12 protein-coding genes are annotated in these 14,136 nt (G+C 26.7%); 2 read left to right on the top strand and 10 right to left on the bottom strand.

Going from position 1 to position 14,136, the window contains the following annotated elements:
- Positions 1 to 149: 149 nt before the first annotated feature.
- From ACWPW7_RS05590 to ACWPW7_RS05565, 6 genes are all read right to left on the bottom strand, one after another.
- A complete protein-coding gene (locus ACWPW7_RS05590; RefSeq protein ID WP_454052683.1) occupies positions 150 to 2,183 on the bottom strand; it encodes an FtsX-like permease family protein in 2,034 nt (677 codons plus the stop codon).
- Complete coding sequence (locus ACWPW7_RS05585) at positions 2,173 to 2,937, bottom strand: ABC transporter ATP-binding protein (RefSeq protein WP_454052682.1); 765 nt, start codon at positions 2,935 to 2,937, stop codon at positions 2,173 to 2,175. The genes ACWPW7_RS05590 and ACWPW7_RS05585 overlap by 11 nt, the downstream gene beginning before the upstream one ends.
- A 69-nt stretch (positions 2,938 to 3,006) precedes the next feature.
- Positions 3,007 to 3,897, bottom strand: a complete 891-nt coding sequence (locus ACWPW7_RS05580) for a sensor histidine kinase (RefSeq protein WP_454052681.1) — start codon at positions 3,895 to 3,897, stop codon at positions 3,007 to 3,009.
- A gap of 121 nt (positions 3,898 to 4,018) precedes the next feature.
- Positions 4,019 to 4,738, bottom strand: coding sequence for a response regulator transcription factor (locus tag ACWPW7_RS05575; protein WP_454052680.1), 720 nt, complete (start codon positions 4,736 to 4,738; stop codon positions 4,019 to 4,021).
- Positions 4,739 to 4,939: 201 nt separating this feature from the next.
- On the bottom strand, positions 4,940 to 5,914 hold the full coding sequence (locus ACWPW7_RS05570; protein WP_454052679.1) for a DUF4367 domain-containing protein: 975 nt from the start codon (positions 5,912 to 5,914) through the stop codon (positions 4,940 to 4,942).
- Positions 5,915 to 5,916: 2 nt separating this feature from the next.
- Positions 5,917 to 6,474 carry a sigma-70 family RNA polymerase sigma factor gene (locus ACWPW7_RS05565; RefSeq protein ID WP_454052678.1) on the bottom strand — a complete coding sequence of 186 codons (558 nt, stop codon included), beginning with the start codon at positions 6,472 to 6,474 and terminating at the stop codon, positions 5,917 to 5,919.
- 427 nt (positions 6,475 to 6,901) lie between these two features.
- Here ACWPW7_RS05565 and ACWPW7_RS05560 point away from each other — a divergent pair, with 427 nt between their 5' ends.
- Positions 6,902 to 7,459, top strand: a complete 558-nt coding sequence (locus tag ACWPW7_RS05560) for a D-glycero-alpha-D-manno-heptose-1,7-bisphosphate 7-phosphatase (RefSeq protein WP_454052677.1) — start codon at positions 6,902 to 6,904, stop codon at positions 7,457 to 7,459.
- Positions 7,460 to 7,771: 312 nt separating this feature from the next.
- Here ACWPW7_RS05560 and ACWPW7_RS05555 read toward each other — a convergent pair whose 3' ends face one another.
- On the bottom strand, positions 7,772 to 7,984 hold the full coding sequence (locus tag ACWPW7_RS05555; protein WP_454052676.1) for a hypothetical protein: 213 nt from the start codon (positions 7,982 to 7,984) through the stop codon (positions 7,772 to 7,774).
- Positions 7,985 to 9,033: 1,049 nt separating this feature from the next.
- Here ACWPW7_RS05555 and ACWPW7_RS05550 point away from each other — a divergent pair.
- Entirely contained in the window at positions 9,034 to 10,302 is a 1,269-nt protein-coding gene (locus ACWPW7_RS05550; RefSeq protein WP_454052675.1) for a radical SAM protein, read from the top strand.
- 246 nt (positions 10,303 to 10,548) lie between these two features.
- On the opposite strand, the gene ACWPW7_RS05545 is transcribed toward ACWPW7_RS05550, so the two are convergent.
- The 3 genes from ACWPW7_RS05545 to ACWPW7_RS05535 form a co-directional block, all read right to left on the bottom strand.
- Entirely contained in the window at positions 10,549 to 11,118 is a 570-nt protein-coding gene (locus ACWPW7_RS05545) for a hypothetical protein (protein WP_454052674.1), read from the bottom strand.
- 767 nt (positions 11,119 to 11,885) lie between these two features.
- The gene (locus tag ACWPW7_RS05540; RefSeq protein ID WP_454052673.1) at positions 11,886 to 13,859 is read right to left on the bottom strand and encodes a S9 family peptidase; all 1,974 of its coding nucleotides are present in this window, start codon (positions 13,857 to 13,859) and stop codon (positions 11,886 to 11,888) included.
- On the bottom strand, positions 13,846 to 14,112 hold the full coding sequence (locus ACWPW7_RS05535; protein ID WP_454055473.1) for a TnsA endonuclease N-terminal domain-containing protein: 267 nt from the start codon (positions 14,110 to 14,112) through the stop codon (positions 13,846 to 13,848). The genes ACWPW7_RS05540 and ACWPW7_RS05535 overlap by 14 nt, the downstream gene beginning before the upstream one ends.
- Positions 14,113 to 14,136: the final 24 nt, after the last annotated feature.

The following is a 14,136-nucleotide window of genomic DNA, read 5'->3' as shown; positions in this document are numbered from 1 at the left end:
AATTTTAAAATTAATAGAACATAAAGCATCTTTCTCTATTATTATGTTTGAATTTTCAAAAATTCAAACATAATAATAGATTAGATTTATAAGTTAATTTTTATATGTTTTACTATAATATATAAACAAAGCTTAGAATTACTTAGCTTTTATTTATAAGCTCCACTTAAATTATCAATAATATTATTTACATATTTTCTGCTTACTATAAAATAATATATTATCTGAAATAATAAATATGCTATAAATATATAGCTACAGTTAACATATAGCTCTATAGGAATATTCATTATTTTAAATGATGTAAACAAATATAGATAAGCTATAATTCCCCCAAAAATTAATGGTGAAAAAAATATTACTTTAAGTTGGTTATAAATTATATTTTTAAACTCTTCTTCTCTCATCCCAATCCTATACAATTTATTATATTTTACCTTTTCTTCTTCCATCTCTGTATACAATTTAAAATAAATTATTACAGATGATGCAATGAAAAATAGAAAACTAATAAATACTGCTAAGAAATTAGAAAAATTCCCACCTTCAACTCTATTTTTGTATATTTCAATATTTGAAAATAGAGAAAAATGCTCACTATATTTAGAGTATTCTTCTTTTAATCCTTCAGGCAGCTTAGAGTTTTGATCCTGAAGCTCTACCTTAATCTTTTCTACTATGTCACCAGTTCTTCTCCATTCTTTAAATCCCAGCATGTTAAATTCACCAATATATTTTTTATCTATAGTATTTTTTATCTCATTGTAATCTTCATCATTTAAAATAATTATATAATTGGACATTGGAAACTTAAGATAGTACACATTATCAACTACAATATCTTTAATCTTAAATTTTAAAGTATTTTTATCATTTTCTAATGAAATAGTTGTATCCAAACTACAATCTTGTAATTCTCTATTGTAGCTTAAATTAGCTATAATTACTTCACCCTTCTTCAATTGAATATCTTTTAAAGAAGAGTCTTGGTAAAAATCTTTAACTACATTATTAAAAACACATTTGTTAAGCTCTTTTTCTGATACTAAAGCTACATTATTATGTCCACTAGATAAATCTTTTTCTTCAGTAATCAGTGATTCAGTGTTATACAATAAAAATGATAATTTCATATTATCAACTATTGGGGTTTTACTTTCATTAATGATATTATTAATCTTTTCTGTAGATACATTATTTATTCCTAAAACCTCGCTATAACTTATATTATATGGGTACATTTCATCCACTGACCATACAGATATTTTGCCCATTGCATAAAAAATGCCCAATCCAAATATAGTAACTCCAATTAAAATGCTGCATGAAAATATAATTCCTTTATTTTTATTAAATTTATGATGCATTTCGTTGTTAAATAATAAATGGTTATGATATGTTTTTTTATTCTTTTTTAAAAAATGTAATACTCCACTTCCAACCTGAGATATAATAAAATATAGTCCTATTAAGGAGCAGACTATAGATAATGGCAAGTATGGAATTATGTTCTGATCTGAATCACCCATTGTATAAAATACAATTAAAATAGCTGTAATTACAAAAAAAATTCCTAATAAAAATATCACTGGATTATACTTTATAACCTTGTCACCTTTACGTCCTTCTTTCATAATTTCCGTTGGTTCTAATCTATTCATAGAAATTATTAAAATAACTAAAACCACTATAAATATTAATAAAAACAGTATTGAAGTATTTGCATAACTTTTAATATTAAAGTGGTGACTTATCTTATCAAATTTAGAGACTTTAACTATTACTAAAAAGAAAAGCCTAGTGAAAATACTACCTGAAATTAATCCCATCATTAAAGACAATATAGCAATAAGTATATTTTCAATTAATACTAACTTATTTAATTCCCATTTGCTCATGCCAACTGTAATGAAAAGACCAAATTCCTTGCTTCTAGATTTTATAAAATATGTTTGAGCATATATGATAAAAAATACTGCAAACAGTGATACCACTAGTATTGCTAACCATACCACCGACGTCATAGATATGTCATTTTTAATATATTGTATAAACTCCTCATTATAATTTAAATCTAACATCATAAACAAAACCATTATAGTAAAACTGTTACATAAAAATAAGGATAAATATTTTTTTATGTTATACCTAAAATTTTTATATACTACGTCCTTAAAAGTCACTAGCTTCACCTCCAAGAACGGCCATAAAGTCTAGTATTTCATAAAAGAAGTCTTTTTTACTCCCCTTTTTGACTATCTCAGAGTGTATATTTCCATCTTTTATAAAAATAACTTTTCTACAAAAACTTGCTGCAAATGCATCATGGGTTACCATAAGAATTGTGCTGTTATTTTTTTCATTGATTTCCTGAAAGCATCTCATAACCAAATTAGAAGACTTAGAATCCAAATTTCCTGTTGGTTCGTCTGCAAATATAATATCTGGATTATTAACTAATGCTCTAGCCATAGCAGTTCTTTGCATCTCCCCTCCAGATACATTATACGGATATTTGTCCATAACTTTTTCCAGTCCAATAGTTTCTATAATATTCTTAGAAATTTCCTCCATATCTTTTATAGATCTTTTTTCTAGCACCATTGGCAGTAAAATATTTTCTCTTAAAGTCAAACTATCCATTAAATTAAAATCTTGAAAAATGAATCCCATAGTTTTTCTTCTGAATTTTGTGAGTTCATCACTAGAAAATGTATTTAAATTTTTTCCTAAGAAATTAACAGTCCCTGATGTTGGCATACTCATACCACTTAAAACATTAAGTAATGTTGTTTTTCCACTACCTGAAGGACCCATAATAGCAGTAAATTCTCCTTTATTTAATTTAATATCTATACCTTGTAATGCCTCTGTCTTTTTTGTGTTTTTATCTCCTCCATATATTTTTTTAACTTTATTTGCTTCAAGTATAATCATAGTACCATTCCCCTTATCAGTTTAATTTTAGTGCTAATAAACATATGGAGAAATCGAAAGAGGTTAAATTTATCTTACATTTACCTTACGCCTATATCTTATACTGACCACAGTGCCAACGCCAACTTTTGATTCAATGGTTATCTTCTGATTAAGCTTTTCAGCCACAATTCCGCACATATATAGTCCAATACCTGTAGAATTTTTATATATACGACCGTTTTCTCCAGTAAAAAAAGCGTCAAAAATCCTATCCATATCATAATCAGGTATTCCAATACCTTCATCAACTATTTTAAGTATTACAAATTCTTCTTCTTCCTCAATTTTTAATGTAATATATTTAGGTGATTTTTTAGATGTAGAATATTTTATTCCATTAGATATAATCTGTTCTATAATAAATTCATTCCACTTTTTATCTGACAATACAAAAATATCTTTTTCTTCTATTTCTATTTTGGGAAATACATTATTATAAATAAAAAAATTCTTATTCTTTTTAATTATATTATTAATAGTTCCTACTAAATCTACAGAAGTAGGTACATAGTCTTTAGAGAATTCATCTAATCTAATTAAGTTTAATACATTTTGTAATCCATCATATATAACCATATTTTCCTGTTTTAAAGAATTAATATCCTCTGCCCTTAATTTCCCATCCTTTTGCTTCTGTAGTATTAAATCTATTATTGTTACTGGCGTTTTTAAATTATGAATTAGTTGAGCTAAAAATTTGCTTTTCCTATTATTTTCTATAGCAACATCCTCTAATTGTCCTATGTAATTATTATGAATTTTATTAATTACTTTATAAATCTCCTTTTGCTCACAGGTTGACAAAACCACTTTATGACTAGAATCTTCTATAAATCTTTCTAATTGAAAATTGAACTTGTAATATCTATACCACTCTATTACTAAATAAATTATAATCAAAAAAATTGTTATAATCATAGGATATAAAATTTCTATTTTATCCACTGTACTATAATAAAATAAAAATATAAAAAGTGTATTGCAAAGCAATATTATTATAGATAGTAGCTTGTCCTTTAAAAAATTATTTATTCTTTTCCTATTCAAATTCTTCACACTTTCTACTACAGTTAATTTTATCTATATCAAATTTGTATCCAACTCCCCTTTTGGTCTTTATAACATTATTAAGTCCTAGTTCTTTTAGTCTATTTTTAACCCTTGTAACATTCACAGTTAAAGTATTATCATCTACAAAAATACTATCTTCCCAAAGTTCAGATAACAATTCCTCTCTTCTCACTACCCTATTGTTATCAAGAAGAATTTTCACTATTTTAAACTCATTTTTTGTAAGCTCAATACACTTCTCATTGAAACATAATATCAAATTATCTTCATCTAAATATAAATTGGGTATATTATTTTCTTTTACAATTTCTTTATTATAGTGTTCATTTTCAATTCTTCTAAGTAATGATTTTATCTTTGCAATGAGAACATCCATAATAAAAGGTTTGGTAATATAATCATCTGCCCCTAATTCAAGTCCCATAACTTGATCCATAGCTGTATCCCTTGATGATATTATAATTATTGGCACATTGCTTTTTCTTCTTAAAGTTCTGCACAGATAAAACCCATCATAATATGGTAAATTTATATCCAAAAGAATTAAATCTGGATTCTCTCTTTCTATATGTTCTACAATATTTTTAAAGTCATCGCTTTCAACTACCTCATAATCATATTTAATTAATTCATCTTTAATCAAAGTCCTAAGTCTTAAATTGTCCTCAACAATAAATATCTTATACATCAAAATTCCCCTCATTAATCTATTATTTTATATTTTTGAAATACTGTATTTACTTCCCTATAATGGATTAATAACTAATACTTTCTAGTACTATTTTAGCATTTAATGTTTTTAATATCACATATCTTTAATTATAAAATGTTTATTAAATACAAAAAATAGGTTATTATCAAATGATAACAACCTATTTTTAAAATATAATTATTTGATTGATTCTGCAAACTTTATTAATTCATCCCTTGTAATTCCTCTACTACTAATACCATATATAACTCCATTAGCTTCCCAATCAAGTCCTTTACTACCAGATCTTACACCATCAGATAATATGGCATCTGCTCCATTAATTTTTATTTTTTCTATATTACTACCATTAGATACAGTTCTAGTTTCCTCACAAGCAAATCTTTGCTGCATATATATATTTTTTCCTGTTTTTTCATTAGTAAAATATATAGTAATATATTTACTGTCTTTTACAACTCCTGTCTTGCCTTTAAAAAATTCTGCTCTATCAAATTTATATCCCTCTGGTAAGTAACTAGGAAGAATAACATTAAAACAAGTGTATTTATTTAATTCATTAGTATCTTTAACTTCTAATACCTTTTCTTTTGCTTGTGATACAGTTGTTATTGCACCAGTTTTCATATCAAAATCATCGATTTCTTCACCATCAGCTGTATAAAATTTTTTCATTTCTTTTGTAAATATTTCTATCAAGTTTCCATCCTTATCAAACAGTTTTCCCTTTAACTTCCCTGGAACAGGCATAGATTCTACTTCTAACTTATGATCTTCATTCTCTACAAATTTAACATGTTCTAAAGATATGGATTTTATTATTTTTTCTACAAAACTTTGTGCAAAGGATGTTTGTGATAAAGTAATAGTTACAATACATGCAATTCCTACCCCTGCTAATCTTTTATATAACTTATTTCTTTTTGATTTCATAATAATATTTTCTCCTTTATACTGATTTATATTTTCAAGTGTCTTCTTAAACACCGCTTCTTTATTGCGCTCTTTACTGAAATCTTTATCTGCTAAAATCTTACCTAATTCTAAAAGTTCATTGTATTCTTCATAATCTGATTTACTCTTCTTTTCTATACCATTAAAATAGGCATCTATTTCTATAGAAAATTTATCTTCAATACTTTTCTTGCTCATATTTACTCCTCTCTTTCCAACTTCTTTTTCAACTTCTTCATGGTTCTATAAAGTATTACCCCAACATTGCTTTCTGTAATTTCTACTATTTCTGCTATTTCTTTATTTTTTAAATTGGCACCAAACTTAAGCGCCACAATATTTCTTTCTCTTGTATTTAAAGTGTTTAGCGCCTTTGAAAGTTTATTATTAGCCTCTGCTGTAAGAACCATATCTTCAGGTGTCTTTTCTCTTGCTACTAAATCTTTAATACTATCTAGAGAAAATACTTTATGTTTTTTCAAACTTCTAAAATAATCATTTACTATATTTCTAGCTATAGCAAAAACCCATACTTCAAAGGGTGATTTATTTTCAGAATACATATCTATGTTAATCATTATCTTTTCAAAAACTTGGCTTGTTAGATCCTCTGTTACATACTCACTATTAACCCGATAATATATATAGTTATAAATTCTCTTATAATACAGTTTAAAAATATGAGCAAATTCTTCTTCATACAAATCTTCTTTAATTTCTTCTTTATATAAAATATTATCCAACTCGAGTTGCTTCATCTTTTTAAACCCTCCTCTCATATTTTCTTTAGGTACCTAATTTCATATGTTAATACGAGAAAACTTTCATTTCATTACACATATTTATAATTATTTCTTTCACTTCAACATTAAAATATATTTTTCCTTGTGTCTAAGTAATAATAATAAAATATCTTGCAAAATAAAAAAGCCATATAGTGACTACGAAAAATTATTTTTGTAGCCACTATATGTCCTTGAAATTGAAGTTATCACCTTAAAATGAAGTTCTTTATTTTGTATAAAGATTTATAGACAAATTTAAGCAAAGAGCATTTAATTAATATATAAATATATCTATTTTCTAATCTATGGTAGTAAAATATTATTAAAGGCATATGTAAAAATTTCACTATAATTTTATTCTATATACTATTTTGAAAAAATGTAAAGGAAATTTATAAATATGGATATTTTAAATAAAGCAGTATTTTTAGATATGCAAGGCACTTTAGGTGGAACAGGTGTAGATGATATTAGAAATTTTGATTTCTATCCTTTTTCGATTGAAGCTATAAAAAAATTGAATAAAAATGGTATTCTTACCATTATTATAACAAATCAAAGTAATATATCAAGAGGATATCTTTCGCAAGAATACTTTGATAATAAAGTAAGTTTTTTAAAGAAAAGATTAAAAGAAGGAGGTGCATATATTGATGGAGTTTACTGCTGTCCACATACTCGAGAAGACAAGTGTAATTGTAAAAAGCCATTAACGGGATTAATTGATATGGCTGTTCAAGATTTTAACATTGATTTAAAAAATAGCTTTGTAGTAGGAGACATGGGGATGTCGGATATTATTTTATCAAATAAAATAGGAACAAAAGGAATCCTGGTATTAACAGGTGCTGGTAAAGGAAGCTTAACAAAATTTAGAGATACATGGATTAATTATGAAGCTGATTATATTGCTGAAAATGTTCTGAAAGCTGTCAATTGGATATTGAATCTTAAATAAATCTTAAGATTTAAGCATAATTTTTATTTTTTATAAAAAAGTATCATATATAAAAGGAACGTTTAACCCTATCAAAATGTTATATCAATTTTCACAGTAATATAACCTATGGCATGATTTATATTAATACTAAAAATATAAATAAAAACGTTCCTTTATTTAATATTACCACAGTTTGATTAAACTTTGTTTTTAATGCTTTTTTCATTAAGACTTAGCTTTTAAATATTAAATTTCTATACATTCATTTTCACAAACCTATATTATAATTGCAACTTTTCCATCTAATTTATACTTATTTCTCTCTAAAACTCATTGCGTAGTCCAATTGTTTACATCTGTATCTGCAATAATCTTAGTAATATTATTAAGTAAAATTGGATTTGCTTTTTTAATTAAAATATCTACAATTTCTTTGCTTCTTTCATTTGGAATTACTCCAATGTAATTAATAGTTCCAAAGTTATCTCTTAATTTCTGTGGAACAACCAACGCAACAGCGCACTCTTTATTATATGCTGTCAAACACCATTCTTTATTAAAATCAATATCCTTTAATATATCGAAATATTGTCAGTTTTGAATGATTCCAAATTAAAAATACTCTCTTTCTCTTGTTTATCTAGTGCTCCTTTGGTTACAGCTTGTATTATTTGAATAAGTTCGTCTTATCCAATAATATTCAAATTTTCGAATCTTAAATTGCAATCAATACACTTAATATTTTCCCCTCTTTATCATTTTGTAATATCTCCTTTAATTGTCAACTATCTTTATCTAATGTATACGCTGGCTCGTCCATTATAATTAATTATGATACTTCTATAAATTGTCTAATTTATAGAAACTTTTTGTTTTCACCTTCATATATATTAGTGATATAAATACATATATATGTATTTACTCTATGAAAAAATTAACCAATGCTAGTTTTATGGTATCAATTTTTCCTAAATAATTCTCTAAAGTACATCTTTACTAGAATTAATTAAATAGTTCATAGTCTAATTTTATAGGTGTAAATTACATTCATTTGAATCTTTGAAGTAATTAATTTCTTAATATCTCAACTTGTGAAATTTTACAATTCTTATACTTTTTATTATAAAATTATTTTAAAAACAATTAGATAATATGAGATATAACCCAATACAACCATTAAATTACATGTAATTACTTGAAACATATTCAAATATATGGTACATTATGTGTAACCTAATATTCTTATATTATATTTAATGAAATATAATATAAATAATTATTTAATTTTAGAGAGGGGGATATAAAATGAAAGTTTACGGAAAGAATAAAAAAGCTCAATTAGTACCAACATATGTTTGGTATGCTGGTGACCCTGAACTATGTAGATAACAAAAGGTAATAACCTATATTCTTACATTATTCTTTGTAATGAATTATATCAAAATAACGGAGTGATAAGGTATCTCCTAACGACTTAAAAAAACACCTTAAATTTGCAGAATATTAAGACTTTATCGAATAAAGAAAACACCATAGTAAATACATGCTTTGGTGTTTTCTTTTTATAAAATAACTTTGAAAGCAGGTGCTACATGATAAACTTAAATGATAATAACATCAGTTTTTCTAAATATGTAAAGTTTATGGAAAATAGAGATGAATTTATAATAATAAATGGTGATTCTGGTATATGGTTAATCATTAATAAACCTATGTTAAATAAAATAAAATATTGTATAGATAATAAGGTAGCTCCATTAAAATATATAGATAGTTTAGATGATATAACAGAGAAGCAGGAACTATCGGAGGCTTTTAAAACTCTATTTGATGAAGAGATCATTGTAAAGTCTAATGAAAAAGACGAAATTAATATAAAAGAAATTGAATTTAAAGTAACTAATAAGTGTAATCTTAAATGTCTACATTGTGCTGCTTCTTCTGACATAAGCAACATAGATACTTTATCTACTAATCAAATTAAATTAATTTTAGATAAAATTTTTAAATTAGATATAGACACTCTACTTATAACTGGAGGAGAACCTCTAATAAGACAAGATATAGAAACTTTACTTCCGTATATTCGAAACAATTTTAAAGGTGTAGTAAATTTAATAACAAATGGAACATTAATTGATAAAGGAATTGCCCATTTATTAAAAAGGTGTGTGACCGCTGTTTCTATTAGTGTGGATGGTTATGACAAAGCCTCTACTGAATTTATAAGAGGAAAAGGCGCTTATGATAAAATTATACAAGCTATATATAATCTTAAAGAAGTAGGATTTAATAAAGAGACTATAATTCTCACAATGACAGCAACAAATCAAAATTTAAACCATGAAAATGATTTTAACTCATTATGTGAAAAGCTTGATGTTACTGGAGGAGTTAGAAAATTTGTACCTCTTGGTAGAGGTTTTGATAATTATAGTAACCTTGGAGTTGATAACTATTCAAATTTGAAATTAGATAACTCCGATGATTTAGAGGAAGTCAGAGAATGTCTAGAATGTAATATAGCGTGCAGAGCAGGAACTGGTAAATTTTCCATTAATGATTTAGGAGAATTACATCCATGCCTTATTTTAGATAATAAAGAATATAACTTCGGAAATATTCTAAATGATGAACTAAATGAAATATTTGCTTCTAAAGAATATATAAACTTTATCAATAATAAAGTTAGAAAAAGTATTGTTGATGATATACCTAAATGTAAAGATTGTAATGTAAGGTATTTTTGTATAGATAGATGTTCAGGCGTTAATGATTTCTATTATAACGATAAAGAATCTCTTGAAGAAAGATGTAATTATTTAAAACCTTATTTAAATAAAGTTTTATGGGATGAATAGTTTAATTATAAAGCCTTTTCTTGTTATTTACTAGAAGAGGCTTTATAATTTATGATAAATAAATATTACATAAATGTGAGAATTGAAATTTCACTGAGAAAAAAACTCAATTCCTATTTTCCCCATATAAACTTTGATTTAATTACTACATTATTAATAGTTTTTAGCCATTTAACTCTATACTAAAATTGTTCAATATCAAAATTATAAGCTAAAGTTAATGCTTATAATATAGAGAATGTATAGCTAAAAATTATATTTAAAATATTCCTTAACGAAATTATCCATAGGATTTTTTTCATTTCCTTCTCCTATATAATCTAAATCTCCATCATAAAAATACAAATATGCTATACTTTTTTTCTCTTCAGATATTCCAATCATTCCAAAAGACTTAGGAAATTCCGTATTAGAAGTACCCTTCTTATCTATAACTCTAAAAGTATAACTCTGTACTGAAAATTCATATTCAGGAATGTAATATTTGCTTTTATCAAAATAAGAGCTGATTTTTTCATCTAAAAAAGTATATTGTTCACCTAATTTCTCTTTTTCACTTTTGAATGTATCATCATCATAGCTCACAATAAGGGCAACGGAATGAGATTTAAAAATTAACATGGACTTATCTGTATATTTGTATTCAATATCTTCACATTCAGGCAAATCCTCTAGATTTGGCATAATGTCTTTTGCCTTTGAATCAATTGGTGTCCCACTCCTAAGATAGTTTTCGATATTTGAACTTGAATTACTACAACCAGTAATACAAAGAATACAAGTAATTGCCAGAGCAATTAAATATTTTTTTCTCATTTTAAAATACCTTTCTAAAAACAAATTAGCCTTACTATTACTAATAAGACTATAGATTATTATACATACATAAAATGATATATTCAAAATCTATAACCTATAAATTTTACATATATCATTTTATTGGTATTTTCACCTTATAATTAATCCAACCTTCATTATACATTATTGCAGTAATAGGAGGTGCATATCTGAGGCTTAATAATTTATTTATAAAGTTTTTCATATGATAAGTTGAAACATATTATATGCAAATACTAAAACTAGCCTTAACCATTTAAATTGCTAGGTTAAGGCTAGTTTTGTAGTTAGAAATAATCTATCTGTTTATTTGAAGTAATTATTAGGTTACAACAAAAATAACTAGTGTATGTTGGTATAATAGGAATAGCGATAATTACTATAACACTATCATAACTTCCAAGTCTTTATAATTACAATTTCCTCATTTCTTCCTTTGTCTTCTAGGTCTAATTAATCTTTTATAAGAAGAAAACGTGGCAAATATGTAAAATTCCATATCTGAGCCACGTTTTTATCCTATTGCAGTTTTTACACGAATCGTTTCCGTACCCATACAAAGGTACAGGGAGCTTAATGCCATAACGTTGCTATAAAATTGTAAGTCAATGTAGTTGCTAGAGTATTATACATTGGAAATTCACATGGAAATCATAGAGCTATAATCACAGGCTAAATAAGAAAAAAAGCTTCCTTATGAAGACTGTTTCCTCTTTATGTATCCTATGAGGATATCCATTTATTAATCATAAAACCCTAAAATCTTTCATACTTTCTCCAAGAATATAGTGTGAAAACCACATCAAATTCTGCTTCATAATAGCCATATTAATTCCTGGCTGGTCCGAACTATATGCCATTCCTTTAAATATAATTAATTCTGTATCAACTTCCATATCACTTAATCCTTGATATAGCTCATATGCATTTGGAGTTGGAACTCTTGCATCCTTTTCGCCATGTTGGATTAAGGTAGGAGTACAGGCTGATTTAATATATGTCATTGGTGATGTTTTAGCATATATCTCTGGATCATTCCATGGATTATTTCCTAAATACATCCTAATAAAATAAGGTATATCTGTATTTACATAATGGGTACTCCAATTAGTAATTCCACCTCCAACTGAAATAGCTTTAAATCTACTACTAAATGTAGAACAGAAAGCTGATATATATCCCCCGTTGCTCCATCCCATAACCCCTACTCTATCTTTATCTGCAATCCCTTTGCCAACTAGTTTATCCACTCCAGATATAACATCATCGTAGTTAGCAATTCCCAGTTTTCTATAGTTTTCTTTTAAGAATTCATTACCATAACCAGAACTTCCCCTGTAGTTTGGTTCTAAAACTATAAAGCCTTTTTCGATAAACTGTTCAATAGGATATTTCTCATTAAAATAATCTAAAAACATTGGAAAGGATGCCCAAGCCGGACCACCATGAATTACCACTAATAAGGGATATTTTTTATTTGCGTCAAACTCTACTGGGGTTGATAAAACTCCCTCTATTTCAATGCCATCACTACTTTGCCATGAGATTATTTCCTTGTTACTTTTAAGCTTTCCTTTGAAAAAGCTATTTTCATTCGTTATTTTCTTATCGTCTAAATAGATTTCAAAGGTTTCATTTGTTATAGCCTTATTATAGGATATATGATTTCCATCCCTTGTTATAGAAGCATCCATTATAAAGCTATCTGCTTTTTTGCTTAACATTTCCACAGTGCCATTCTCAGATAGCAACCCAATAAGATAATTAGTTTTATTCTGCCATCTAATTAAAATTCCTTTAGCTGTCCACCGTAATGGAATAACCGTACTATCAAAATCTGTTAAAGGTTGAATTAGCTCTCCATTATTAATATCATATATCTCTAGTGTGCTGTCTTCTATATGGGTCTTATAGTAATCCTTTTCCCTTATGCTTGCTGAATAACATATTTTGCTGCCTTCAGGAGAAAAGCAAACACTCCCTCCCAACAACTTATCCATATTCATCTTTTGTAGCTCTCCAGCTTTAATATCTAGTATGTATAGATCTCCATTAATATAATCTCCCATATTTGGGCTTGGTGTAGCCATAAATACAACCTTTTTCCCATCATTTGAAATATCAAATTCATGGATATGAAAATCCTTACCATCAGTTAGTTGATAAACAACGCCATTTTCGTGTTCATATTTATCATTTTGTATCACTTTTTCTATTTCAATGTAATATAAACAATTATTCTGGTATTCCTTACCTATATGATGGAAATCTCCATATAGTTCCTTACGTTTTTTTATCACCTCAGATTCTTTTGACTGTGCAACATAATAAAAACCCTTGCCAGTAGGCTCCCATTTGAATTTACTGACCCCTTCTTTCTCATCAGTAATTTGAACCCCACTATAACCATCTATTGACTTAACAAAGATCTGATCTTTCTTATTATCCCCGTCACCAACTGGGCTAAGGTATGCGATATCCCTAGAATCTGGAGACCATAATGGGTATGTACTATCTATATCCCTAGTTGTTAATGGGTAACACTGCCCCTTATCTTTTTCATATATCCATACATAATTCCTATATTTATTGTCTTTCCAGTTAGCTGTCTTCTTGACAAATGCTACGTTTTTGCCATCATCACTTATGTTTGTACCTGATAAGGTTGGTAATGAAATAATCTCTTCTATACTTAGATATGTTTTTTCATTCATTTTCATTAATAAACCCCCTCGTAACTATAATATCATTTAACTCGTAGTAATAGCTTATATTCTTAGCTAACACTTTATCAATTTCTTCTTCCGTGACTATTCCCCAACTAATATCTTGCTTTTCCCAATATCTTCTCTCAATTTCAAATTTCTCTAACACTCTACTATCAAGAATATCTTCTTTTCTTTTTATCGTTCTAGCTTTATTAATAAAGTTTTGGTTCATTTTATATTTATACTTTTTAAAGAAGGTAGATATATATTATTCATTAATATTCTCCCT

The organism is Clostridium sp. Marseille-Q7071 (genome assembly GCF_965112025.1).
This window is presented reverse-complemented; position numbering and strand designations above follow the sequence as displayed.

Excerpts from the sequence above, each read along its gene's own strand:
- ACWPW7_RS05585 (WP_454052682.1), bottom strand. The coding sequence starts at position 2,937 with ATGATTATACTTGAAGCAAATAAAGTTAAAAAAATATATGGAGGAGAT.
- ACWPW7_RS05580 (WP_454052681.1), bottom strand. The coding sequence starts at position 3,897 with ATGATTATAACAATTTTTTTGATTATAATTTATTTAGTAATAGAGTGG.
- ACWPW7_RS05575 (WP_454052680.1), bottom strand. The coding sequence starts at position 4,738 with ATGTATAAGATATTTATTGTTGAGGACAATTTAAGACTTAGGACTTTG.
- ACWPW7_RS05570 (WP_454052679.1), bottom strand. The coding sequence starts at position 5,914 with ATGAGCAAGAAAAGTATTGAAGATAAATTTTCTATAGAAATAGATGCC.
- ACWPW7_RS05565 (WP_454052678.1), bottom strand. The coding sequence starts at position 6,474 with ATGAAGCAACTCGAGTTGGATAATATTTTATATAAAGAAGAAATTAAA.
- ACWPW7_RS05560 (WP_454052677.1), top strand. The coding sequence starts at position 6,902 with ATGGATATTTTAAATAAAGCAGTATTTTTAGATATGCAAGGCACTTTA.
- ACWPW7_RS05550 (WP_454052675.1), top strand. The coding sequence starts at position 9,034 with ATGATAAACTTAAATGATAATAACATCAGTTTTTCTAAATATGTAAAG.
- ACWPW7_RS05545 (WP_454052674.1), bottom strand. The coding sequence starts at position 11,118 with ATGAGAAAAAAATATTTAATTGCTCTGGCAATTACTTGTATTCTTTGT.
- ACWPW7_RS05540 (WP_454052673.1), bottom strand. The coding sequence starts at position 13,859 with ATGAAAATGAATGAAAAAACATATCTAAGTATAGAAGAGATTATTTCA.